Origin of the sequence: Catellatospora aurea (assembly GCF_042663325.1) — a bacterium.
GTDB classification, from domain to species: domain Bacteria; phylum Actinomycetota; class Actinomycetes; order Mycobacteriales; family Micromonosporaceae; genus Catellatospora; species Catellatospora aurea.
In genome coordinates, this window is sequence record NZ_JBHTAC010000013.1 from 60963 (window position 1) to 82186 (window position 21224).

Annotated in this window: 19 protein-coding genes and 1 pseudogene; 8 read left to right on the forward strand and 12 right to left on the reverse strand. The window is 71.7% G+C overall.

Annotated features, from left to right (window positions below):
• Positions 1–64: 64 nt before the first annotated feature.
• From ACFQO7_RS15140 to ACFQO7_RS15150, 3 genes are all read right to left on the reverse strand, one after another.
• Positions 65–1618, reverse strand: a complete 1554-nt coding sequence (locus ACFQO7_RS15140) for an integrin alpha (protein ID WP_376806921.1) — start codon at positions 1616–1618, stop codon at positions 65–67.
• 147 nt (positions 1619–1765) lie between these two features.
• Complete coding sequence (locus ACFQO7_RS15145; protein ID WP_376806922.1) at positions 1766–2608, reverse strand: fumarylacetoacetate hydrolase family protein; 843 nt, start codon at positions 2606–2608, stop codon at positions 1766–1768.
• Positions 2605–3471, reverse strand: a complete 867-nt coding sequence (locus tag ACFQO7_RS15150) for an amidohydrolase family protein (protein WP_376806923.1) — start codon at positions 3469–3471, stop codon at positions 2605–2607. The genes ACFQO7_RS15145 and ACFQO7_RS15150 overlap by 4 nt, the downstream gene beginning before the upstream one ends.
• Before the next feature lie 77 nt (positions 3472–3548).
• Between ACFQO7_RS15150 and ACFQO7_RS15155 the strand changes: the two genes are divergently transcribed.
• Positions 3549–4232, forward strand: a complete 684-nt coding sequence (locus ACFQO7_RS15155; protein ID WP_376806924.1) for a GntR family transcriptional regulator — start codon at positions 3549–3551, stop codon at positions 4230–4232.
• 111 nt (positions 4233–4343) lie between these two features.
• Here ACFQO7_RS15155 and ACFQO7_RS15160 read toward each other — a convergent pair whose 3' ends face one another.
• Entirely contained in the window at positions 4344–5210 is an 867-nt protein-coding gene (locus ACFQO7_RS15160; RefSeq protein WP_376806925.1) for a hypothetical protein, read from the reverse strand.
• Between the two features lie 44 nt (positions 5211–5254).
• Complete coding sequence (locus tag ACFQO7_RS15165) at positions 5255–5809, reverse strand: NADAR family protein (protein ID WP_376806926.1); 555 nt, start codon at positions 5807–5809, stop codon at positions 5255–5257.
• An 85-nt stretch (positions 5810–5894) separates the two neighbouring features.
• Between ACFQO7_RS15165 and ACFQO7_RS15170 the strand changes: the two genes are divergently transcribed.
• On the forward strand, positions 5895–6398 hold the full coding sequence (locus ACFQO7_RS15170; protein ID WP_376806927.1) for a macro domain-containing protein: 504 nt from the start codon (positions 5895–5897) through the stop codon (positions 6396–6398).
• A gap of 86 nt (positions 6399–6484) precedes the next feature.
• Here ACFQO7_RS15170 and ACFQO7_RS15175 read toward each other — a convergent pair whose 3' ends face one another.
• Positions 6485–7054: a DUF4291 domain-containing protein gene (locus ACFQO7_RS15175; protein ID WP_376806928.1), complete on the reverse strand. Its 570-nt coding sequence runs from the start codon at positions 7052–7054 to the stop codon at positions 6485–6487.
• A 146-nt stretch (positions 7055–7200) separates the two neighbouring features.
• The gene (ssuE, locus tag ACFQO7_RS15180; RefSeq protein ID WP_360528642.1) at positions 7201–7734 is read right to left on the reverse strand and encodes an NADPH-dependent FMN reductase; all 534 of its coding nucleotides are present in this window, start codon (positions 7732–7734) and stop codon (positions 7201–7203) included.
• Between the two features lie 221 nt (positions 7735–7955).
• On the opposite strand from ssuE, the gene ACFQO7_RS15185 reads away from it, so the two are divergent.
• The 4 genes from ACFQO7_RS15185 to ACFQO7_RS15200 are packed head-to-tail and all read left to right on the forward strand — an operon-like array spanning position 7956 to position 11536.
• The gene (locus tag ACFQO7_RS15185; RefSeq protein WP_360528639.1) at positions 7956–8528 is read left to right on the forward strand and encodes a helix-turn-helix domain-containing protein; all 573 of its coding nucleotides are present in this window, start codon (positions 7956–7958) and stop codon (positions 8526–8528) included.
• Complete coding sequence (locus ACFQO7_RS15190) at positions 8525–9868, forward strand: PucC family protein (RefSeq protein ID WP_376806929.1); 1344 nt, start codon at positions 8525–8527, stop codon at positions 9866–9868. Before ACFQO7_RS15185 ends, ACFQO7_RS15190 begins: the two co-directional genes overlap by 4 nt.
• Positions 9807–10538 (forward strand): lysophospholipid acyltransferase family protein, encoded by a 732-nt coding sequence (locus ACFQO7_RS15195; protein WP_376806930.1) that lies wholly within the window; start codon positions 9807–9809, stop codon positions 10536–10538. Before ACFQO7_RS15190 ends, ACFQO7_RS15195 begins: the two co-directional genes overlap by 62 nt.
• Before the next feature lie 56 nt (positions 10539–10594).
• Positions 10595–11536: an acyl-ACP desaturase gene (locus ACFQO7_RS15200; RefSeq protein WP_376806931.1), complete on the forward strand. Its 942-nt coding sequence runs from the start codon at positions 10595–10597 to the stop codon at positions 11534–11536.
• A gap of 203 nt (positions 11537–11739) precedes the next feature.
• Here the strand turns inward: ACFQO7_RS15200 and ACFQO7_RS15205 are convergent, their stop codons facing one another.
• Complete coding sequence (locus ACFQO7_RS15205) at positions 11740–12660, reverse strand: DMT family transporter (RefSeq protein ID WP_376806932.1); 921 nt, start codon at positions 12658–12660, stop codon at positions 11740–11742.
• Between the two features lie 70 nt (positions 12661–12730).
• On the opposite strand from ACFQO7_RS15205, the gene ACFQO7_RS15210 reads away from it, so the two are divergent.
• The gene (locus ACFQO7_RS15210) at positions 12731–13642 is read left to right on the forward strand and encodes a LysR family transcriptional regulator (protein ID WP_376806933.1); all 912 of its coding nucleotides are present in this window, start codon (positions 12731–12733) and stop codon (positions 13640–13642) included.
• 227 nt (positions 13643–13869) lie between these two features.
• Here ACFQO7_RS15210 and ACFQO7_RS15215 read toward each other — a convergent pair whose 3' ends face one another.
• Both ACFQO7_RS15215 and ACFQO7_RS15220 read right to left on the reverse strand, forming a co-directional pair.
• Positions 13870–16590, reverse strand: coding sequence for a PQQ-dependent sugar dehydrogenase (locus ACFQO7_RS15215; RefSeq protein ID WP_376806934.1), 2721 nt, complete (start codon positions 16588–16590; stop codon positions 13870–13872).
• A gap of 244 nt (positions 16591–16834) precedes the next feature.
• Entirely contained in the window at positions 16835–18427 is a 1593-nt protein-coding gene (locus ACFQO7_RS15220; protein ID WP_376806935.1) for a cellulase family glycosylhydrolase, read from the reverse strand.
• 229 nt (positions 18428–18656) lie between these two features.
• Between ACFQO7_RS15220 and ACFQO7_RS15225 the strand changes: the two genes are divergently transcribed.
• On the forward strand, positions 18657–19094 hold the full coding sequence (locus tag ACFQO7_RS15225) for a hypothetical protein (protein WP_376806936.1): 438 nt from the start codon (positions 18657–18659) through the stop codon (positions 19092–19094).
• 69 nt (positions 19095–19163) lie between these two features.
• On the opposite strand, the gene ACFQO7_RS15230 is transcribed toward ACFQO7_RS15225, so the two are convergent.
• On the reverse strand, positions 19164–20381 hold the full coding sequence (locus ACFQO7_RS15230) for a saccharopine dehydrogenase family protein (protein WP_376807032.1): 1218 nt from the start codon (positions 20379–20381) through the stop codon (positions 19164–19166).
• Positions 20382–20834: 453 nt separating this feature from the next.
• Positions 20835–21218 (reverse strand): annotated as a pseudogene (locus ACFQO7_RS15235) (metallophosphoesterase); the annotation flags it as partial.
• Positions 21219–21224: the final 6 nt, after the last annotated feature.

Consider the following 21224-nt stretch of genomic DNA (forward strand, 5'->3'; position numbering starts at 1 on the left):
CGCGTGCGCAAAGAGCGGCGGCGCGGTCCCCCACAGGACCGCGCCGCTTTCGTTCAGCCGTGCGTCAGGACGTGCCCAGGCGCTGCAGGACGACGTCGGTCGGCGTCTGGACGTAGTGAGCCAGGAACAGCTCGTCGTACTGCTGCCCGCCGGGCACACCCTCGAACGCGTAGATGATGCCGTTCTGGGGCAGCGTGCCGCCCGATGCGCCGGGCAGGCCGACGACCAGGTCGAACTGGGCGTTGTTGTGCCAGCGGTCGATCACGGTCAGCCACAGGCCGAACTCGCCGTTGGGCTGCGAGCCCATGTTGATCGAAGACAGGCTGATCTGCGTGGCGCCCACCCCGAGGGTGGCCAGACCCGGCAGGATCGCGACGACACCGGCGTCGGGCTGGGCCGCGATGTCCTCGCCCGGTACGCCGATGGCGAGGTCGACCGGTGCGGTGCCGGTGAGCTCACCGGCCGCGACGTACGCCCCGAAGCGGTCGCCCGCGGTCGGGGTGCCCGGGATGCCGGCCGTGCTGCCCTGGACGAGCAGCTGCTTGCCCGTCGCCTGGACGCCGCCGGCCCTGCCCTCCAGCACGACGACCGCGCCGGCCCCGGCCTTGCCCTTGACGTCGCTGTCCGGCGTGCCCGCGACGATGTCGCCGAAGCCGTCGCCGGTGACGTCGGCGACCAGCAGCCGGGTGCCGTAGCCGTGCACGGTCACGTTCGCGGTGGACACCTCCGCGCCGGTGAAGGCGTCGACGTCGGTCGTGGTGACCCCGGTGTCCGCACCCTTCAGCAGCATGACGTTGCCGCCGCCGACCGCGGAGCCGACCACGAGGTCGCCGTTGCCGTCATTGGTGACGTCGCCGATCGCCAGCGCCCGGCCGAAGTTCTCACCCGGACCGGCGGGTGCGCCCGGCACCGTGGACAGGCTGGTGTGGAAGCGCTGCGCGCCGGTGGCGGTCAGGCCGGTGGCGGAGCCGTAGAGCACGGTCACCGCACCCTCGCCCGGGTAGGTGCTCACCTGCTCGCCCGGCGCGCCGACCGCGAGATCGGCGTACCCGTCGTCGTTGATGTCGCCGAGCGCCAGCGCCGAGCCGAAGCCGTCGCCCGCGTTGCGCTGGCCCGGAACACCGGCGGTGTCCTGGTCCCAGTACTCCGAGGAGGAGATGCCGAAACCCGACGGGTGGCCGGGGACGACCCAGACGCCACCGGCGCCCGCGGTCTGGCCCGCCAGGCCGAGCACCAGGTCGTCGAAGCCGTCGTGGTCGATGTCGCCCGCCGTCATGGAGACGATCGAGTCGAGTCCGGCCGCCGCGCCGTAGAAGACGCAGCGCATCCCGGTGAGCTGGACGACCACGACCCGGTTGCCCGTGGTCTGGTTGACCCCGAAGGTCACGACGTCCTCGGAGTAGTCGCCGTCGAAGTCCGACCGCGTGTGCCCGCGACCGCCGGGGCCGAAGACGTGCGACGGGCCGTCGCAGGCCATCCGCAGCTCGCGGGTCAGGTCGCTGGAGTAGATGGAGGCGTACCCGATGGCCGCCGCCGCCGGCGAAACCGTGCCGAGCTGTGCCGCGACCAGCGCGGCGATCGTGGCTGCCGCGCCCGCGGCGATTCTGAACTGTCTCATGTGGCCCCCGCTCTCTGTGAACAGCTGATCGCCAGAGGTTACGCAACGAGGGCAAGTCCTGCTGCCCCCGAAACTGTCGTGCAGTACACACAGGACGGGGGCGGTGCGGGACGCCGCCGCCCGCCCCGCCCCAGGGTCACCGCCCCGTCAGGCCTGGCCCATGGTGGCGCGCTGGCGGCCCAGTCCGTCGATCTCGACCTCGACCACGTCGCCCGCGGCCAGGTACGGGAACCGGCCGGACAGCGCGACGCCCTGCGGCGTGCCGGTGTTCACCACGTCGCCCGGGTCCAGCACCGTGTACTGCGACAGGTGCCAGATCAGGTACGCCACGTCGAAGATCATGTCCTTGGTGTTCGAGTCCTGCCGGACCTCGCCGTTGACCCACGAGCGCAGCCCGAGGCCCTGCACGTCGGCGATCTCGTCCGGGGTGACCAGCCACGGACCCAGCGGCTGGAACGTCTCACAGGACTTGCCCTTGGACCACTGCCCGCCGGACTGGTGCAGCTGGAAGTCCCGCTCGGACACGTCGTTGGACAGCACGAAGCCCGCGACGTGGTCGAGGGCCTGCGCGGGCGACTCCAGGTAGCGGGCCCGCCGCCCGATCACCACGGCCAGCTCCACCTCCCAGTCCGTGGTGGTCGAGCCGCGCGGGATCAGCACCTCGTCGTACGGGCCGACGACGCTGTTCGGGGCCTTGTAGAAGACGATCGGGGTGGTCGGCGGCGTCGCGCCGGACTCGGCGGCGTGCGCCGCGTAGTTCTGCCCCACGCACAGCACCACGCCCGGCCGGGCCACCGGCGCGCCGACCCGCAGGCCGGTCACGTCGATCTCGGGCAGCTCCGCCGCGACCGCCCGGACCCGGTCGACGCCGTCCCCGGCCAGGAACGCGCCGTCGATGTCGCCGGTGATCCCGGACAGCTCGTAGTGCCGGCCGCCGGACAGCAGCACCGGCTTCTCCGCGCCCGGGGCGCCGACCCGCATGAACTTCATTGATTGATCTCCAGACCGTAGGTGCGAATCGCGGTGCCGCCCGCCACGGCGGCCCGCTCCGAGGGCGACAGCCCCGACAGGCAGGAACCGACCGCGGCCAGCGCGTCGGCGTACGAGGCGACCAGCTCGCAGACCGGCCAGTCCGAGCCGATCAGCAGCCGGTCGGGGCCGAACAGCTCCAGCGCGGTCTCCACGAACGGCGCGATCGCCTCGACCGTCCAGCCCGGACCGGCCTCGGTGAGCAGCCCCGACAGTTTGGCCGCCGCGTTGTCGCACGCCGCGAGCGGCTCGACCGCGTCCCGCCATTCGCGCAGCCCGTCCGGCGTGATGCGCGGTTTGCCCAGGTGGTCGAGCACGAACATGGTGTTCGGCACCGCCGCGACGGCCGCCGCGCAGGCGGGCAGCTGGTCTTCGCGCACCACGAGGTCGAAGGTGAGCCCGGCGGAGCCGATCGCGCGCAGCGCGCCGCGTACGTCCGGGCGGGCCAGGTGGCCGGGGTCGGTCACGCCCTGGACCTGGTCGCGCAGGCCGACGAGCAGGTCGCCGCCGACGCCGTCGAGCAGCGCGGCGATGGTGCCGGGCAGGTCCGGATCGGTCAGCGAGGCCCAGCCGACCACGCCCGCGATCTCGGGCGTGTCCGCGGCCAGCGCCAGGAAACCCACGGTCTCGTCGAGCCGGCATCGCCCGGCCTCCACCAGCACGGTGGCGTCGACCTTGCCGGTGGGCAGCTCGCGGCGCAGATCCTCGACCGTGTAGTCGCGGCGCAGCGGCTCCAGGCCGGGTTCGGCCAGCCAGGCGTAGTCGGCGGTCCACAGGTGGTGGTGCGCGTCGATCCGCACGTGTCTGCCCCCTGTCACGTCCATCGGAATCATAGATCCTATATCATTGCCGTATCGGTAAGGTGTACTCGCTCACGACGGTGACAGTCAAGGGGTGTCCGATGGCCACTACGCCCATCTCCGGCCGGATCCGGCCCGCGCAGCGGCTCACGCTGACCGATGACGTCTACGAGTCGCTCAAGACCCTCATCATGGAGCATGCGATCGCTCCCGGCGAGCGGGTGAGCATCGACGGTCTTGCCCGTACCCTCGAAGTCTCCCCCACCCCCGTCCGGGAGGCGCTCGCCCGCCTGGAGTCCGACGGGCTGGTCCGCAAGCGGGCGATGTCCGGCTACACCACGACGCCACTGCTCACCCGCACCGAGTTCGACGAACTGTTCGAGATGCGGCTGCTGCTGGAACCCGCCGCCGCGCGCCGCGCCGCCACCTACGCCGACGCCGAGCAGCGCCGCCGGGTCCGCGAGGAGGCCGCCGCGACCGCCGCCGTCGAGGCCGGCGACGGCTACCGCAACCACGCCGCGTTCACCGCGCTCGACGCCCGCTTCCACGACCTCGTCGCCGAGGTCTCCGGCAGCGGCCTGCTCCGCGAGTCCATCATCCGGCTGCACTCCCACCTGCACCTGCACCGGATCTACTTCCCGTCGGCGGGCACCGGCGACACCCTCGGCGAGCACAAGCGCATCGCCACCGCCATCGCCAAGGCCGACGCCGACGCCGCCGCCGACGCCATGCGCCGGCACCTCATCTCCGCCCGCGACCGCCACCTCCCCGCCTTCCCCTCCTGACCCGCCCCCTACCGCGCCCCGATGCCGCAACTCTTGAAGAGTCGCGGCATCGGGCCGCCTCGGAGACCGCGACTTTTTAAGAGTTGCGGCGGGTGGAGGGCCGGGTCGGGGTCAGGGGGTGACGAGGTGGAGGCTGTCGAGGCGGGTGAGGCCTTCGTCGGCGAGCAGGGCGGCGACGTCGATGGCGAAGTCGCCGTTGGCCAGCAGGTCCGGGCGGTCCAGGCCCTCGATGCCGGCGGCGACGATCCGGTCGGGCAGGAACTCGCGCAGGCGGTGCCGCATGTCTCCCGGCCAGTCCATGACCGCGCTGTACAGGTGGTCGGGGCTGCGCCCCCAGTCCTCGGCGACGTCGGCCTCGTCCACCCCGAAGATCACCACGTGGTCGCGCTCCACCGGGCTGCCGAGCAGCGGCACGCCACCGGTGTGGCAGTCCACGGCGGGCAGCACGATCCGGTCCGGGTCGATCGGCTCGTACCAGAGCAGCAGCGGCTTCGCCCGCAGCGCGTCGCGGTTGTCGAAGCAGCACAACGCGATGGTGTGGCGCGGGAAGGCCAGCGCGTAGAACTCGAACAGGTCCGGGCTCACCGGGGGTCGCCGGTGCGGCGGGACGCGCTCCAGCGCCGCGTACACGGCCATCGGGTCGTCGGCCAGCACCACCGTGTAGACGTCGTGGTCGAAGACGTGCGCCTGCGGGACCGGGCCGTCCATCCAGTCCATGCCGTCCGCGGACGCCGCACCGCCCCCGACCGCGTCGAGCATCCGGTCCAGCACGTCGCGGTGGCGGCCGACGTCGATGAAGCTGTCCGGGGTGAGATGGCGTCCGGGCAGGTGCAGCAGCATCGCGTTCGGGCCGGACGCCAGATTCACGGCGGTGTTCTGATAGCCGAACACCTCGATCCGCCCGTGCACCGGGTGGTTGCGGCGGCCCGCGTAGACGGTCGTGCCGCGGAAGTCCGCTTGGTCAGCCGAGACGCACATCGCGCGAGGATACGCCGTCCGCGCGTACCCCGCAGCGTGGTTTCTCAGCCGGATGCGAGCTGCTCGCGGGCCTCCATCAGCGCGAACCCCAGCAGGTTCAGGCCGCGCCAGCGCTGCGGGTGCCACGCGTCGCCGTCGCGGGCCGACAGGCCGATCCCCCAGATCGCGTCCACCGGGCTGGCCTCGACCAGCACCCGCTCGCCCGTCGACAGCAGGTAGGACCGCAGCGCCTCGTCCTGGCCGAACTTCGCGACGCTGCCCGCCACCACGATCGCGTACCGCTCCCGCTCCCAGACGTCCTGGCTGAAGCCGCGGACCTCGCGCCCGACGCCCTTGGCCTGCTGCGGATGCCCGGCCGCGAGCACCCGCCGGGCGGCGTCCGCGTCGCCGAACAGGGTCGCCTTGCGCCACATCATGTAGTGCTCGGCGGTCGCGAAACTCCGCCCGTCGACCGTGAACGGGGCCTCCCACCACTGGCTCAGGCAGCTCGGGCCGATGCTCCCGTCGGTGTTCGGCTGGTGCCCCCAGAACATCAGGTACTTCACCCGCCGCCCGTGTTCGGCGAGAGCGACCAGGTCGGCGACGTTGCGAGGTGACATGCCCGCCAGTGTCGCCCAGCGCGGGCCCGGCGCGCGTCACGATTTCGGTCGACCCGTGTCGCACCTCGGCGGCATGATGCCCACCGTGACCACGCTGACGATCATCAAGGGCGACGCGACCAGCCCGCAGGCCAAGGGCCCGAAGGTGATCGCGCACGTGTGCAACGACATCGGCGGCTGGGGCAAGGGCTTCGTGCTGGCGATCTCCCGGCGGTGGCCGGAACCGGAACGCGACTTCCGGCGCTGGCACCGCGAGCGGGCCCGCAACGACTTCGGGCTCGGCGCGGTGCGCCTGGTGCAGGTGCTGCCCGACACCTGGGTCGCGAACATGGTCGCCCAGCGCGGCATCAAGACCGGCAGCTCCGGGCCGCCGATCCGATACGAGGCCGTCGAGTCCTGCCTGCGTACGCTCGCCGGGCACGCGTCCCGGCTCGGCGCGTCCGTGCACATGCCGCGCATCGGCTGCGGCCTGGCCGGCGGCCGCTGGGAGCGCATCGAGCCGATCGTGCGGGAGACGCTGCTCGCGGCAGGGGTGCCGACGACGGTGTACGACTTCCAGAGTCCGCTCCCGCCGGCGGCGTCGCCGTAGACCGAGTTCTCCAGGATCGCGCCGCTGTGGCGGTCGCCGCGAACGGATCTAGCTGATTTGTTGTCGCTCCAGCGACCACAAATCAGCTAGGTCCGCAGCTCATAAGGTTGCTCGTCGGGGAGGAGGAGGGTGGCTTGGGGGAGGTTTCGCGACTGGACCAGGGCGTGGATCTCGCGGACCAGCGGGGTCACGTCGGTGATGGCGACGGTCCAGTCGTCGACATAGCCGTCGACCGCCGTGCCGGACAGGCCGATCTGGATCGCGCGGTGGGCCAGCGGGCGCAGGTGCAGGTCGCGCTCGGGGTCCCACTGCACGCGCACCGGGGAGCGTTTCAGGGCCCGTTGCCAGGTCGCCTGGTCGGGGTACACGTCGCGGTCGTGGTGGCTCGGCACGGCCTGGCGTACGGCGGCGTCGAAGCCGGCGCGGCGCAGACGGATGGCGAGCACCCGTTCCTGGCCCTCCTTGGTGGCCCAGCCGCAGCGGTACATCATCCACAGGAAGGACGGCTTGATCCAGGTCATCCGGTCGCGGCGGTACCAGTCCGGGAAGCGCCCCAGCCCGGCCGCGGCATCACCGATCTCCGGCCGGTACGCCTGGTAGACGGTGACGGTCTCGTCGTCGTGCAGCGCCCGGATCTGCCTTGTCGGCACTGTCATGGCCTGGATGATCCAGCACCGCACCGTCGCCGTCGACCGGGTTTGCGCCGCACCACCTGTGTATCGGTCGACCACTGGCGGCCCCGGCCGGATCGCGATGGGACCGACCTGCGCATCGAGGTCGTCGCCGACTGGCGGCGGAAGCCCTAGGCGCGCACCTTCGGGGTCAGCGCGGCGGCGAAGGCGGCGACGACGCCGTCGAGCAGGGTGCGGGCCGGTTCGGCGATGACGACGTCGCCGTCGGGGCCGTCGCTGATCAGCTGGTCGTGCACGAAGTAGCCGGGTAGCACATGGGTCGCGCCCATCGTGGTGAGCACGGGCCGCAGCGCGTAGTCGATGGCCAGCACGTGTGCCACGGTGCCGCCGGTGGCCAGGGGCAGCACCGTCTTGCCCGCGAGGGCGTACTGCGGGAGCAGGTCGAGCAGCGCTTTGAGGATGCCGCTGTAGGCGGCCTTGTAGACCGGCGTCGCGACGATCACGCCGTCGGCCGCGGCCAGGCGCTCGGCGATGTCGAGGATGACCGGGTGCGACGGGTCGCAGCCGAGCAGGACCTCGGCGGGCAGGTCGCGCACGGCGATGGTGTCGATCTCGGCGTCGAGCGCGCCGGCCACGTTGGCCAGCACCCGCGCGGTCCGCGAGGTCGGTGACGGCGAGCCGCTGATCGCGACCACGACGGCCACGTGCACCTCCCTCGTCCCACGGATCCCGCAGCCACCGTATCGCGCCGCGGTCCGCCCGCGCAGGCGCGGCCGCGCCCAACCCGGCCAAGATCGTCCGACTTGCCGGGCACATGGCGGTATGCGGCTTCAAGATACGCACACCTGCCAGGCAACTCGGATGATCACCGGGCTATGCAGAATTATGTTTGCAAAGAAAACTCTGCATAGGTACCGTGCCGGGCATGAGTCAGAGTGACGGCGTGCGCCGGGTCGGCGAGGTCGAGGAGTTCAAGGCGCTCGCGCATCCACTGCGGGCGCGGCTGCTGGGGGCGCTGCGCGAGCACGGGCCCGCGACCGCCACCGAGCTGGCGCACCGGTTCGCCACCGACACCGGGTCCACCAGCTACCACCTGCGCAAACTCGCGCAGTACGGGTTCATCGCGGAGGCCGGCGACCCGGGCCACCCGCGAGCGCGCCGCTGGCAGGCGGTGCACCGGGTCAACGAGTGGAGCGCCACCGCCATGGCCGCCACCGCCGAAGGCCGCGAGGCGTCCGCCGTGATGCGCCGCCAGCAGGTCGACATTCTGATCAGGGACGTCGAGGGGTACGAGGCCGCGCTCGGCTCGCTGCCCGCAGCGTGGGTCGAGGCCGCCGGCATCGGCGACCTGCTGGTGCGGCTCACGCCCGAGTCGGTGAACACGCTCTGGGATCGCTTCTACGCGCACGTCGACGAGCTCGTCGCGCAGGACGCCGCCGACCCGGCCGCGCGCCCGGTCAGCATCGTCGTGTCCGGCCTGCCGAGGGACGCCGCGTGATCGCCGCGGCCGCGGCGCGCCGCCGCTACGTCGCGATCACCTTCCTGACCTGGCTGCCCGCCGGCCTCTACACCGCTCCCCTGGTGCTGCTGCTGCTCGACCGCGGGCTCAGCCTGGGCGCGCTCGCGGCGGTCGGCGCGGTGTACTCGGTCGCCGTGGTGGTGCTGGAGCTGCCCACCGGCGGGTTGTCCGATGTGCTCGGCCGACGGCCCGTGCTGGCCGCCTCCGCGGTCGCCGGGCTGGGCGGGCTGGCCCTGCTCGGGCTGACCGGGGCGGTGTGGCTGCTGGTCGTCTCCGCGGTGCTGCGCGGGGTGGCCCGCGCACTGTCCTCTGGCCCGGCCGAGGCCTGGTACGTGGACGCGGTGCACGCGGCGCAGGGCCGCGACGCCGACCTGGGACCGGGACTGGCCCGCGGCGGCATCGCCGCGTCGGCCGCGCTCGGCCTGGGGGTGCTCGCCGGTGGCCTGATCCCGTTCCTGTGGCCCGGCACCACACCGGCTGGCGCGCTGACCGGCCTGGCCGTGCCAGTGCTGCTGGCGGCGGTGTGCGAGCTGGTGCTGCTGCTCGTGGTGCTGTTCGCGATGACCGAACTGCGGGGGCCACGGCCCGGGTTCGCGGCGGTGCTGCGCGGGGTTCCGGCGACCGTGGCCACGGGGCTGCGGCTGGCCGGGCGTGATCACGTGCTGGTGCGGGTGCTGCTGGTGGCCGCCGCAACGGGGACCGGGCTCGCGGTGATCGAGCTGCTGACCCCGGCGTGGATGGCGGTGCTGTCGGGCGGGGCGGGACGCGGGGTGCTCGCGTACGCGCTGGTGGCCGCGATCGGCTTCGCGGCGGACGGGGCGGGCAGCGCGCTCGGGGTGCCGCTGACCAGGTGGCTCGGCTCGCCGGGGCGCGCCGCGTGTGCGGGCACGGCGCTGGCCGCGCTGGCGCTGGGCGGGCTCGCCGGCACGGCCGCGCTGGACGGGTGGGTCGGCGTCGTCGCGGCCGGTGCGGCGTACCTGCTGATGTTCCTCGGGTTGGGGGCGGCGGTGGCGCCGGTCGGGCGGCTGCTGCACGACCGGGTCGAGGCGGCGGAGCGGGCCACGGTGCTGTCGGTGCAGTCGCTGCTGCTGCAACTCGGTGCGGCCGCGGGGTCGGTCGCGCTGGGGGCGCTGGCCGCCGCGTACGGGCCGGGCCCGGCGTTCGCGGGGGCGGGGCTGCTGCTCGCGGCGGCGGCGCTGACGCTGTGGGGGCTGCCGCGCCGTCGGAGCGTCCGGGCGCGGGCTCTACTGTTACGCCATGTCGGACCGCGTATACCCGCCCGTGATCGCCCTCGCGAAGACCGCATTCCGCGTTCTTGACCTGCGTATCGACGTGCAGGGAGCCGAGCACGTGCCCACCACCGGGGGCGCGGTCATCGCCTGCAACCACATCAGCTACCTGGACTTCATCCTGTGCGGGTTCGCCGCGCAGCCGTCGAAGCGGCTGGTCCGGTTCATGGCGAAACAGGAGATCTTCGTCAACCGGATCGCGGGGCCGCTGATGCGTGGGATGCATCACATCCCGGTGGACCGCGAGGCGGGGCTGTCGTCGTACAAGGCGGCGCTGGAGGCGCTGAAGCAGGGCGAGGTCATCGGCGTCTTCCCGGAGGCGACGATCAGCCAGTCGTTCACGGTCAAGGAGCTCAAGGGCGGTTCCGGGCGGATGGCCGCGGCGGCCGGGGTGCCGCTGATCCCGATGGCGCTGTGGGGCCCGCAGCGCCTGTGGACGAAGGGACGGCCGCGCAAGCTCTACCAGCGGCACGTGGCGGTGAAGATCCTGGTCGGCGAGCCGATGTATCCCAGCAAGCGGGACAAGTCCGACATCGTCACAGCCGAGCTGCACCGGCGGATGCAGGAGCTGCTGGACCGGGCACAGCAGGATTATCCGGACAAACCCCAGGGCCCCGAGGACTCCTGGTGGCTGCCCGCCCACCTGGGCGGCACCGCTCCCGCCCCCGAGCAGGCAAAAGACTCCGAAGACGAGGACTAGTTACGGTGCCGTAGGTTACGGTACCGTAGTTACCAGCCCATCTCAGGAGGACTGCGTTGACGACCGAAACCACCGACACCCTGGTACTGCTGCGCGAACTCGAGCCGGTGGTGGAGACCAACCTCAACCGCCACCTGGCCACCGCGAAGGAGTGGTTCCCGCACGAGTTCGTGCCGTGGAGCCAGGGCAGCGACTTCGACGGCCCGCTCGGCGGCCAGGCCTGGGACCCGAGCCAGTCGAAGCTGTCGGAGGTCGCCCGCACCTCACTGATCGTCAACCTGCTCACCGAGGACAACCTGCCCAGCTACCACCACGAGATCGCGACGCTGTACGGCCGCGACGGCGCGTGGGGCACCTGGGTGCACCGCTGGACGGCCGAGGAGGGCCGGCACGGCACCGCGATCCGCGACTACCTGCTGACCACGCGCGCCGTCGACCCGATCGCGCTGGAGCGGGCCCGCATGACGCACATGGAGACCGGCTTCACCGCCGACCACCCCGACGTGCTCGGCTCCCTGTCGTACGTCTCCTTCCAGGAGCTCGCCACCCGCGTCGCGCACCGCAACACCGGGCGCGTCAGCGGCGACCCGATCTGCGACGCACTGCTGGCCAAGGTCGCCAACGACGAGAACCTGCACATGCTCTTCTACCGCAACCTGCTGATGGCCGCGTTCGACCTGGTTCCGAACGCGACCATGGAAGCGATCCTGCGGGTGGTCAAGTCGTTCCAGATGCCCGGCCACACCATCGAGAACTTCGGCCGCAAGTCGGTGCAGATCGCGATGGCCGGCATCTACGACCTGCGCATCCACCACGACGAGGTGGTCATGCCCGTGCTGCGCCAGCTCAAGGTCCTGGAGCGCACCGGCCTGTCCGCCGAGGGCGAGCGCATCCGCGAGGAGCTCGTCGACGTCCTCGCCAAGCTCAACACCGCCGCCTCCCGCTTCGAGGACAAGCGCGCCGCCCACCAGGCCCGCGCCGCCGCCCGCACCGCCTGACCCCCCGGCCCCTCCGGACCGCCACCCCACCCCGCCCCGCCGCGCCCCGCCGCGTTGATCATGAACTTATGGCACGGTTCGACGGCGTGTCCTGGCCACAACTTCATGATCGATCAGGCCCCTCTTCCGCGCTGGATGAGGGGCCTGATCGATCATGAAGTTAGGCCGCCGACACACCGTTCAGCCGTGCCATAAGTTCATGATCAACGTGTGAGGGCGGGGTGGCGGAGGGCGGTGGGATGCGGGGTGGGTTTGGGGTGCGGGGTGGGTTTGCGGGTGGAGAGCCAGGAGCCGAGGAGGATGAGGGCGAAGCCGAGGATGGTGGCGGGGGTGAGGGGCTCGGCCAGCAGGAGTACGCCGAGGCCGACCGCGACGGCGGGGCTGGTGTAGGAGACCAGGGCGGCGGAGCCGGCTCCGGCCAGGGCGATGAGCTTGTAGTAGACCAGGAACGCCAAGGCCGTGCTGAGCAGGCCGAGGGCGAGCACCGCCGCGGTGGCGTCCAGGCTCGGCAGGGCCGTGGGGGCGGCGAGCAGGCCTGCGGGCAGGAGCAGCACGCTGGCGATGCCGGTGGTGCCGACGACCACGCCGAGCGGCGGCACATCCGACAGCTTCTTCTTCACCAGTGTGGTGGCGCCCGCATAGGACACCCCGGCCAGCAGGACCAGACCCGCGCCGACCAGTTCCAGGCCGTCGCCGCCGCCGAGGTCGAACCCGACCACCGCGGCCACGCCGACCAGGCCGACGAACAGTCCCAGCAGCTTGCGGCCGCCGGCGCGTTCGGAGGCGTCGAAGCGCAGCGCCAGCACGGCGATGACCAGCGGTTGCGAGGCCAGCAGCAGCGCGGTCAGCGACGAGCTGATGTGGACCTCGCCGTACGTGATGAGCAGTTGCGGCGCGACGACGTGCAGCAGCGACAACGCCCCGATCGCGGTCCACCGCCCGCGCAGCGCGGCCAGCGCGCCCCGCCGGTGGGCCAGCGGCAACAGCACCGCCACGGCGATGAGCGTGCGGCCGAGGACGACGACCGGCGGCGACAGCTCCGTCAGCGCGATCTTGATGAACAGGTACGGGATGCCCCAGAGCACCGACATCGCGGCCAGCAGGACCCAGGCTTGACGCTTCATGTGTTCAGCCTCGCGCGCTAGAGTTGTTAGCGGTAGTGATGACTTCCTTACGCGGCTTGCAGAGGTTCTAATGATCGACGTACAGCGGCTGCGCATCCTGCGCGAGGTGGCCGAGCACGGTAGTTTCAGCGGCGCGGCAGCGGCGCTCCTGCTCACGCCCTCGGCCGTGTCCCAGCAGATCGCCGCCCTGGAACGCAGCCTCGGCACGCCGGTAGTGGAGCGCACCACTCGGGGCACCACCCTCACCGACCCGGGCCGGGTGCTGGTCGAGTCCGCCGATGTGGTGCTCGCCGAGCTGGTCCACGCGCAGGAGCGCATCACGCGGCTGGCGCAGGGCCGAGCCGAGCGGCTGGCGGTCGCCACCTTCATCAGCGGCGGGCAGCTGCTGCTCCCGCCGGCGCTGACCGGGTTCGCCGCGGCGCACCCGCGGGCCGAGCTGACCGTGCTGGAGAGCGAGACCGAGGAGAGCCTCGCCCTGGTCCGCGAGGGCCGGGCCGAGCTGGCGCTGGTGTACCACTTCGACGGCCCTCCCCCGGTCCGCCCGGGTGATCGGTCCGGGCTCGCCTGGACACCGCTGCTCGACGATCCGATGCGGATCGTGGTGCCCGCGGCGCACCGGCTGGCCGGGCTCGGCGAGGTCGACCTCGCCGAGCTGTCGGGCGAGCGGTGGGTGCAGGGCTGCGTCAGCGTCGGCGAGCTGCTCGACGGGTACGCGGCGATCGCCGGATTCGAGGTCAACGTCTCGTGCCGCACCACCGACTACGGGTTCGCGGTGTCGCTGATCGCGGCCGGGGTCGGCATCGGCCTGATCCCGTCGGTCGCGCTGGCCGGGCCGCCGCCCGGGGTGTCGGCGCTGACCCTGCGCGCCCCCGCCCCGACCCGCTACATCGGCCTGATCACCCGCCGCGGCAAGCAGTCTCCCCTGGTCGAGGAGCTGACCCGCAACCTGCTCGCCGCCCCGGAGTCCCTCGGCCTCCGGTGACGCCGCGCCGTCGGGATCGCCCGAGGCACGCCCGGCGGAGGATCGTCGAGGACACGGCTACATCTATTTTGATGTGCTCACATCAAAATAGATGTAGCCGCGACGCGAGGTAGGCATCCGAGGCCGAGGCGCGGAGGCGGGCGCACGGTCAAGGCAGGCGTCGTGTCCTGTCGCGCAGGACGCCGAAGCGCCGCCGGCCGGAGGGCCGACGGCGCTTCGAGCGGTGTTCACTTCGAGATCGCCACCAGGGAGATGTCGTCGTTGAGGTCGGCGCCGACGTACTTGTGGTCGCCGGCGACGTACAGGCGGCACGGGTTGATGTCGGCCTCGCCCTTGGCGCTGTCGTGGCGGCACACCACGGCCTCGTGGTCGGCCGCCACCTTCAGCGAGCTGATCTTGTCGTTGCCGACCGGGCCGATCTCCGCCGACTCGTAGATGCCGATGCCGTACTTGTTGTAGACGCCCTTGAAGTCGCGGTCGCGGTAGACCGTCATGCGCGCGCCGTTGCTCGGCCCGGCCAGCACCGCCATCAGGGAGATCTTGTTGTCGAGCGTGCTGCCCTGCAGCGTGTGCTCGCCCGCGCCGAACGTCCGGCAGGGGCCGAGGTCGCCCTTGTTGGAGAAGTTCTTGCCGTCGTTGCTGCACGCCACGAACCGGTAGCCCGGCTCCACCCGGAACGACGTGATCGCGTCGTTGCCGACGACGTTCAGGTTGCCCTGCCACGCCTGGTGGATGCCGGGCGGGAACTGCTGGGACACGCCGGTCAGGGCGGCCCCCTCGTACACGGTCACGGCCGGGCCGCCGACCGCGATCAGGTGCACGTTGTCCTCGAAGTTCTGGCCGAGCGCCGGGTGGTCGCCGGCGGTGAAGTACCGGCACGGGCCGACCTGGCCGCTGTTGACGCCCGCGTCGCGGTCGTGCTGGCAGACCAGCGCCTCGTGCCCGGTGGCCACCTTCATCGAACTGGTCTCGGTGTCGACCTGGTTCAGCTCGCCAACGCTGGCCTCGAAGCCGCCGACGCCGAGTCCCTGGGAGTCGCCGGAGAAGTTCGTCCCGGTGTACGCCGTGACGCCCTTGCCCTTGGCCGGGCCGCCCAGGACGGCGATCAGCGACGCCTTGTCGTTGAGGTCCGTGCCGACGAACTCGTGCTGGCCGGGGCCGTAGTAGCGGCACGCGCCGAGGTTCAGCGCGTTGGTGCGGCCCTGGGAGGTGTCGTCCTGGCACACCACGACGCGGTAGCCGGGGCCGACCTTGAGCGAGCTCATCTTGTCGTTGCCGACCGAGCCCAGCTCACCGGCGGCGTTGTCGTGCACGCCCGCGCCGAGCGCCTGGAAGGAGCCCTTGAAGTCGCGATCGCCGTAGATCATGACCGGGGACGCTGCCTGCTGCGGCGCGTACCGCACCCGGTAGATCTTCGCGCCGGCCTTGGTCGGGTCGCCGCTGTCCGGGTACAGGCCGGTGAAGTAGAGGCCGTCCTGGCCGACGGCGAGGCCGGCGACCGTGGTCTTGCCGCCGCCGTTGTACTCGACCAGCGTCTTCGGGGCCGAGACCGACCCGTCGCCGTTGAACGAGAACTCGACAATGCGCTTACCCTTCTCCTGCGGGCCGGTGGCGTACGTCGGGCCGCTCTCGGAGACGAACGCGTGGCCCCACTTGTCCTCGGGGAAGCCGCCCGCGTGGTGGTCGCTCTGCTCGGTGAAGGTGATGTTCACCGGCGCGTGCGTGCGCTCCCAGTAGTAGAGCGCGTTCTTCTTCATGTCGTTGACGCTGCCGCCCCAGCCGTAGTCGGTGCCCTTGGTGATGCGGGCGAGGCGGTCGTTGGCGCCGGGGCCGTTCTCGACGGAGTAGTGCTGGCCGTCGGTGGCGCGCCACGCGCCGCCGAACGGGTTGCGCAGGCCGTACGCGAAGATCATGTCACGGGCGCTGATGCCGTCGTCGTCGTTGTAGAACGGGTTGTCGCTGGGCACCGACCCGTCCAGGTTCAGCCGCAGCACCTTGCCCCGGGCCGAGTCCTTGTCCTGCGCGGTGTCGGGCTCGAAGCCGTCGCCGAGGTGCACGTACAGCTTGCCGTCGGGGCCGATGCTCAGGTTCGAGATCTGGTGCGAGGCGCTCTGCGGCTCGTCGTCGAGGTCCAGGATGGTCTTCTTCGACGCGGCCGTCTTGCCGCCGTCGGTGCTGTGGAAGCGCACGACCTTCGGGTAGTAGTTGCTGCCGTCCTTGTAGACCATGGACGCGAACAGGTCTCCGGACGCCGGGTCCATCACCAGGCCGGCCAGGCCCATCTCGCCGCTGCCCGGGAAGACCTTGGACGGGTCGTAGTTGAGCAGGTCGTCGGCGTAGGTGGACACCGAGTAGTCGGCCTTGACCACCTTGATCTTTCCGTACAGCTCGGTCACGTAGAACATCGGCTTGCTCGGGTCGGCGACGTGGCCGGGCACCATGGCGATGTTGACCGGCAGCGAGAAGCCTCCGGCCACCTCCTCGACCTTGTACCCGTCCTGCTTGACCACCCACTGCGGCGCGTCGGGCCGCGGCTTGAGCTCCTTGGCGGTGCGGAACGGCCGCTCGGTCCAGGCGCTCCACTCGGTGCCCGGGTCGCCGCTGCTGTCCTTGAACCGGACCCGCAGCTCGTAGTCCTTGTCGGGGATCAGGTCACCGCGGCCGGCGTGGGAGTTCTCGAACACGCCGTCGCCCATGTGGATGTGGTTGCGCAGCACGCCGCCGGTGCAGCCGCTGGCCCAGATCCGCTCGCCGCCGGTGCTGATCTCCCACTCGCTGCACAGGTGCGCGTCGCCGTCCGGGTCGCTGAACGGCGCGGCCTCCATGTGCACGTCGGCCGCGCTGACCAGCGTGTTGTCCGCGCCGGGCTCGGTGATGGTGGGCGCGGTCGGCGGCGAGGCGGCGTGCGCGGCCGGGCCGGGCATGGCGATCGACAGGATTCCTGACATCAGCGCCGCACCGACGGGCAGCGATCTCCGATGACCCATAGCGTGAAAGCCTCCTGCTCGTGTGGTGTCCGCTGACAGTGCGACAGGCTAACGAGCGGAATGCATATTTCAGGCTCTTACACGCGGGTGTTTCCAAATAAGCCCTAATTTCCCCAATACGCGTGGAGAAAGGCTATGTCGGGAACTAAACAGTTGAGCCCGCCCCGCGGGCACGGGACGGGCTCAACTGTTCGCAAAGCGAGCGTCAGCTACGCGTGCAGGTCAGCGTGGGCACCGCGTTGACCGAGTTGTTCCAGGTCCCGTTGAATCCGAACGACGTGGACGCGTTCGGGCCCAGGTTGCCGTTGTAACTCATGTTGCGCGCCGTGTGGCTCGCGCCGCTGGCGGTGTCCACCGCGCTCCAGATCTGCGTGATGGTCTGTCCGTTGGCGAACGTCCAGGTCACGGCCCAGCTGGTGCTGGCGGTGGCGCCGTTGGTCACGGTGACGTTCGCACCGAAGCCGCCGGGCCACTGATTGGTGATCGTGTACGTCGCCGTGCAGCCGCCCGTGCCGCCACCGGTCTGCGTGGTCACGCTCACCGTCGACGAGCGCAACGAGCGGTTGCCGGCGGCGTCCTTGGCGTACACGGCCAGGGTGTACTGCGTGCCCGCGGACAGGCCGGTCAGCGACGCCGAGTTCGTGCTCGGCGAGGCCAGCACCGTCTCCGTCGAACCCGACACCCGCACCACGTCGTACCCGGTCACGCCCACGTTGTCGGTCGACGCCGACCACGACAGCGACAGCGAGGACGAGGTCACGTTCGACGCCGACGGGGTGCCCGGCGTCGTCGGGGCCTGCGTGTCGCCGCCGGTGTTGTAGATCGTCGCCTGCGTCGAGGTGGTGGACAGGCCGTTGCTGCCGGTGATGTAGCGGTTGCCCCAGCTGCTGCGCTGGGCCGGGTTGAAGCTCGTCACCATGTCCAGGTACTCGACGCCGCCGCCGTTGCCGCTCCACGACCAGCCCATGTTGCCGATCCCGGCGGACTGGGTCTTGGCCATGACGGTGTCCTCGTCGGGGTTGCCGTCGGAGTGGTTGTCACCGAACTCGCACACGCACAGCGCCAGGTTGCGGCTGGTGAACGAGTCGACGTACGCGGTCACCTCGGCGGCCGTGTCGAACACGCCGTACATGTGCACGCTGAAGATGGTGTTGCCGGTGGTGTCGGCGGCCAGCACGCTCGGCGCGTTGTCGCGCATCGTGAACGACCAGTCCTGACCCCAGTTCGGCGCGTCCACCATGATGGTGTGCTGGAACCCCGCGTTGCGCAGCCGCTGGATGGCGCTCTTGGTGGCGTCGGTCCAGTTCGGGGTGACCGCGTTGTTGCCGATCGGCTCGTTGCCGATGTTGAGGATGACGTAGTTCTCCTGGCCGGTCAGCGCGCTCTGGATGCTGATCCAGTAGTTCACGGCGGTGTCCAGGCTGACCGCGCCGCTCTGCTCGCCGAACCCGGTGGTGTCGTGGTTCTCCAGTACGCAGATCAGCTTGTTGGTCTTGCACAGCGAGATGACGTTGGCGACGTCGGAGGCGGTGTTGGTGGTCCACCGCCCGCCGGACAGCACCACCCGCACGGAGTTGGCCCCGGCCGCCTTGATGTTGGCGAAGGAGCTGGTCTGGGTGGCGTACCAGGCGTGCGGGTGGTTGATGCCGCGCAGCTTGAGGGCGGTGCCGTTGGCCTCGACGAGCTTGCCGTTGGACACGCGGATGCCGGTGGCGGCCTGCGCGGGCTGGCTGAACGCCACCACGGCGGCGGCCAGCGTCAGCAGGGACGCAGCGGCCAGCGCGATCTTTCTCTTCATGTTCACCTCGGAGGGAGCAGCCCCGCCGGCACGGCCGACGCGGGGGGACGGACACGAGGAATCGGTATGACGCAGCCCGACGGCTCCCTACAAGCGTCCGCATCAGCATAGGTTGATGCACCGATGGACGCAACCGGTTAAGGTGCCTCCTTCGGCCCGCACATCCCGAGCCGCGAACATTCGGCTGAACCGGTTCATGCCGATGCCCCGCGACACGGCAGGTCGGCCGATGGGACGAGTGCCGCCGCCGACCGGCCACAGCCAGGGCCGCATCGCCGCCGACACCTCGACGTTCGAGCGGGGCACCTCCAGCGTGGACGTCGGCGACGAGCTCCCCGCCCAGGCGCGCACCCGGATGGGCTTCGCCGAGCGCGGCTCCGGCAAGCACCTGAAGCTGGTCCCGGCCACCATGCCCAGCCAGCGCACCGCCCGCGTCGTCGAGATCGACACCCGGGACAACTGGGCCGACTCCAGCTGGAACATCAAGACCCCGTTCGACCTCTCCGCGATCGGCGCGGACCTGGCCGGCGGCGTCGGCGACACCGTCACGGCGACGCTCGGCGTGAAGAACACCGGTCCCAGCTCGGCGAACTCGGTCAGCTCCGCCGAGCCGATCCTGATGTTCGGCATCACCGTGCCGGAGTGGGCCAAGCTGGTCGGCGTATGACAGTGGCCGCCGGGCGTCAGCCCGGCGGCCACTTCCGTTTCCGGCCTCGGCCGACCCGTGCGGTCGCGCTCAGACCTGCTCGACCTTGATCCGCAACCCGGCCGCGACCAGTCGTGCGGCAAGCGCGTCACCCATCGCCACGGCCGTGGTGACCTGTCCCGACGTCGGCGGCAGCGCGTCGAAGGCCAGGCAGAGCGCCGACTCGGCGAGCATCTTGGCGGTCTCGCCGTAACCCGGGTCGCCACCCGACACCTCGGTGACCACCAGGCGGCCCCCGCCCTCGCCGACGAACCGGGCGTTGAACCAGTTCCTCTCCCGCTGCTCCGGGCCGGGCCCCTGCCCGCTCGGCAGCCGCCGCATCAGCCACCGCCGCACCGGCCCGAGCTGGGCCAGCACGAACAGCACCGCCGCGCCCGCGAGCCCGGCCAGCGCGACCGGCAGACGGCGCACCGCCGCGCTATGGGTGTAGGCGAAGTCCGGCCCGTACCGCTCCAGTGCCGCCGCGGACCGGCCAACGATCTGCGGATCGACCGTCGGCAGCGGCACCGACCAGCCCTGGAGTCCGCTGTCCGGGTGCACCCGGCGCAGCCCGCCCAGCGGCGTGCGGATCCGCCTGCCCGCCGGACGGGGGTCCAGCGCGCGGCGGTCGCGGGCCGCCCGTGCGGTCTCCCGCCGCCGGGAGAACGCCAGCAGCGCCGAGGCCAGCGTGCCGCCGGAGACCGTGCCACCGGCCCGCACGTGGCCGTCGACCCGGATCGGGCCGTCGGCCGGCAGCCGCCCGACGGTCAGGTAGACGCCGAGATCGTGCGGCACCGAGTCGAACCCGCACGCGTGCACCAGCCGCGCCCCGGACGCGACGGCGGTGGCGTGGTGGCGCACGTACATGTCGTCGATGAACTCCGGCTCTCCGGTCAGGTCCACGTAGTCGGTGCCGGTCGCCGCGCACGCGGCCACCAGCGGCTCGCCGTGCAGCACGTACGGGCCGACGGTGCTGATCACCACGCGGGCCGAGGCCGCCAGCGCGGCCAGCGAGACCGGGTCGCCGCTGTCGGCGTGCAGCAGCGGCAGCTCGGCGCAGCCGGGCACGGCGGCGGCCAGCCGCTCCCGCACCGCCGCCAGCCGGACCGGGTCCCGCCCGGCGAGCGCCCACCGGCAGCCCTCCGGCGCGTGCCGCGCGAGATATTCGGCGGTCAACCCGCCGGTGAACCCGGTCACCCCGAACAGCACGACGTCGTACGGCCGATCCGTCCCGCGGCCGGGTCGCGACTCACCGGCGCCCGCGCTCACCGCGTCGCCCGCACGGTGCCCGAAGTCGAGCACCGTGGCGCCGTCCAGTTCCAGCGGACGCCACGACGCCGCGCCGTTGCGGCCGTGCTTGGGGTCGATGCCGATGAGCACCCGGCCACCCGCGCGCACCCGCACGTGCCGGGCCGCCCAGTCGACGGTCGCCCGCTGCCGGATCCTGCCCGTGCAGCGCCAGCTCCGGTCCCGGAAACCGACGACCTGTGAATGGCCGTGGATCTGCCCGAACGGCACGAAGCCGCCGGTGGCGTGGAAGCTGAGCCATTCGCCGTACAGCTCGGAGCCCGCCTCGGCCCACAGCGGCCCGGACTTGCCGTCGGTGCCGGTGTAGAAGCCGCGCCACAGCATCGGCTCGGGCCGCTCGTCGAGCAGCCGGGCCGCGGCCGCCGCGGTGGCCGGCTCGCCCAGCTCCTGCCAGCACGCGACCGTCAGGCCGGCGTGACTGAGCAGGTAGTCGTCGCCGTCGGCGGTGCGCACCGCCGCCGCCACACGCAGCCTGCCGTCCTCCCACCAGTCGCGCAGGAGACGGGCGTCGTTCTTGGACAGCCGCTCCGGGAAGAAGTGGTCGCCGCCGGGCAGATACTGCGACTCGTGGTTGCCCAGCAGCTGGATCCACTGGTCCGGCTGGTCGTCGAGGCGGTCGGCCACGATGCGCAGCACACCGGAGCTGTCCGGGCCGCGGTCGACCAGGTCACCGACCTGGATGACGGTCAGGTCGGCGGGCAGCCGCAGATCCTTCTTCCGCGCCCCGGCCGCGATCAGGGCCGCGCGCAGCTGATCGGGGAAACCGCCGACGTCCCCGATGACGATGACCCGGCCCATCCGCGC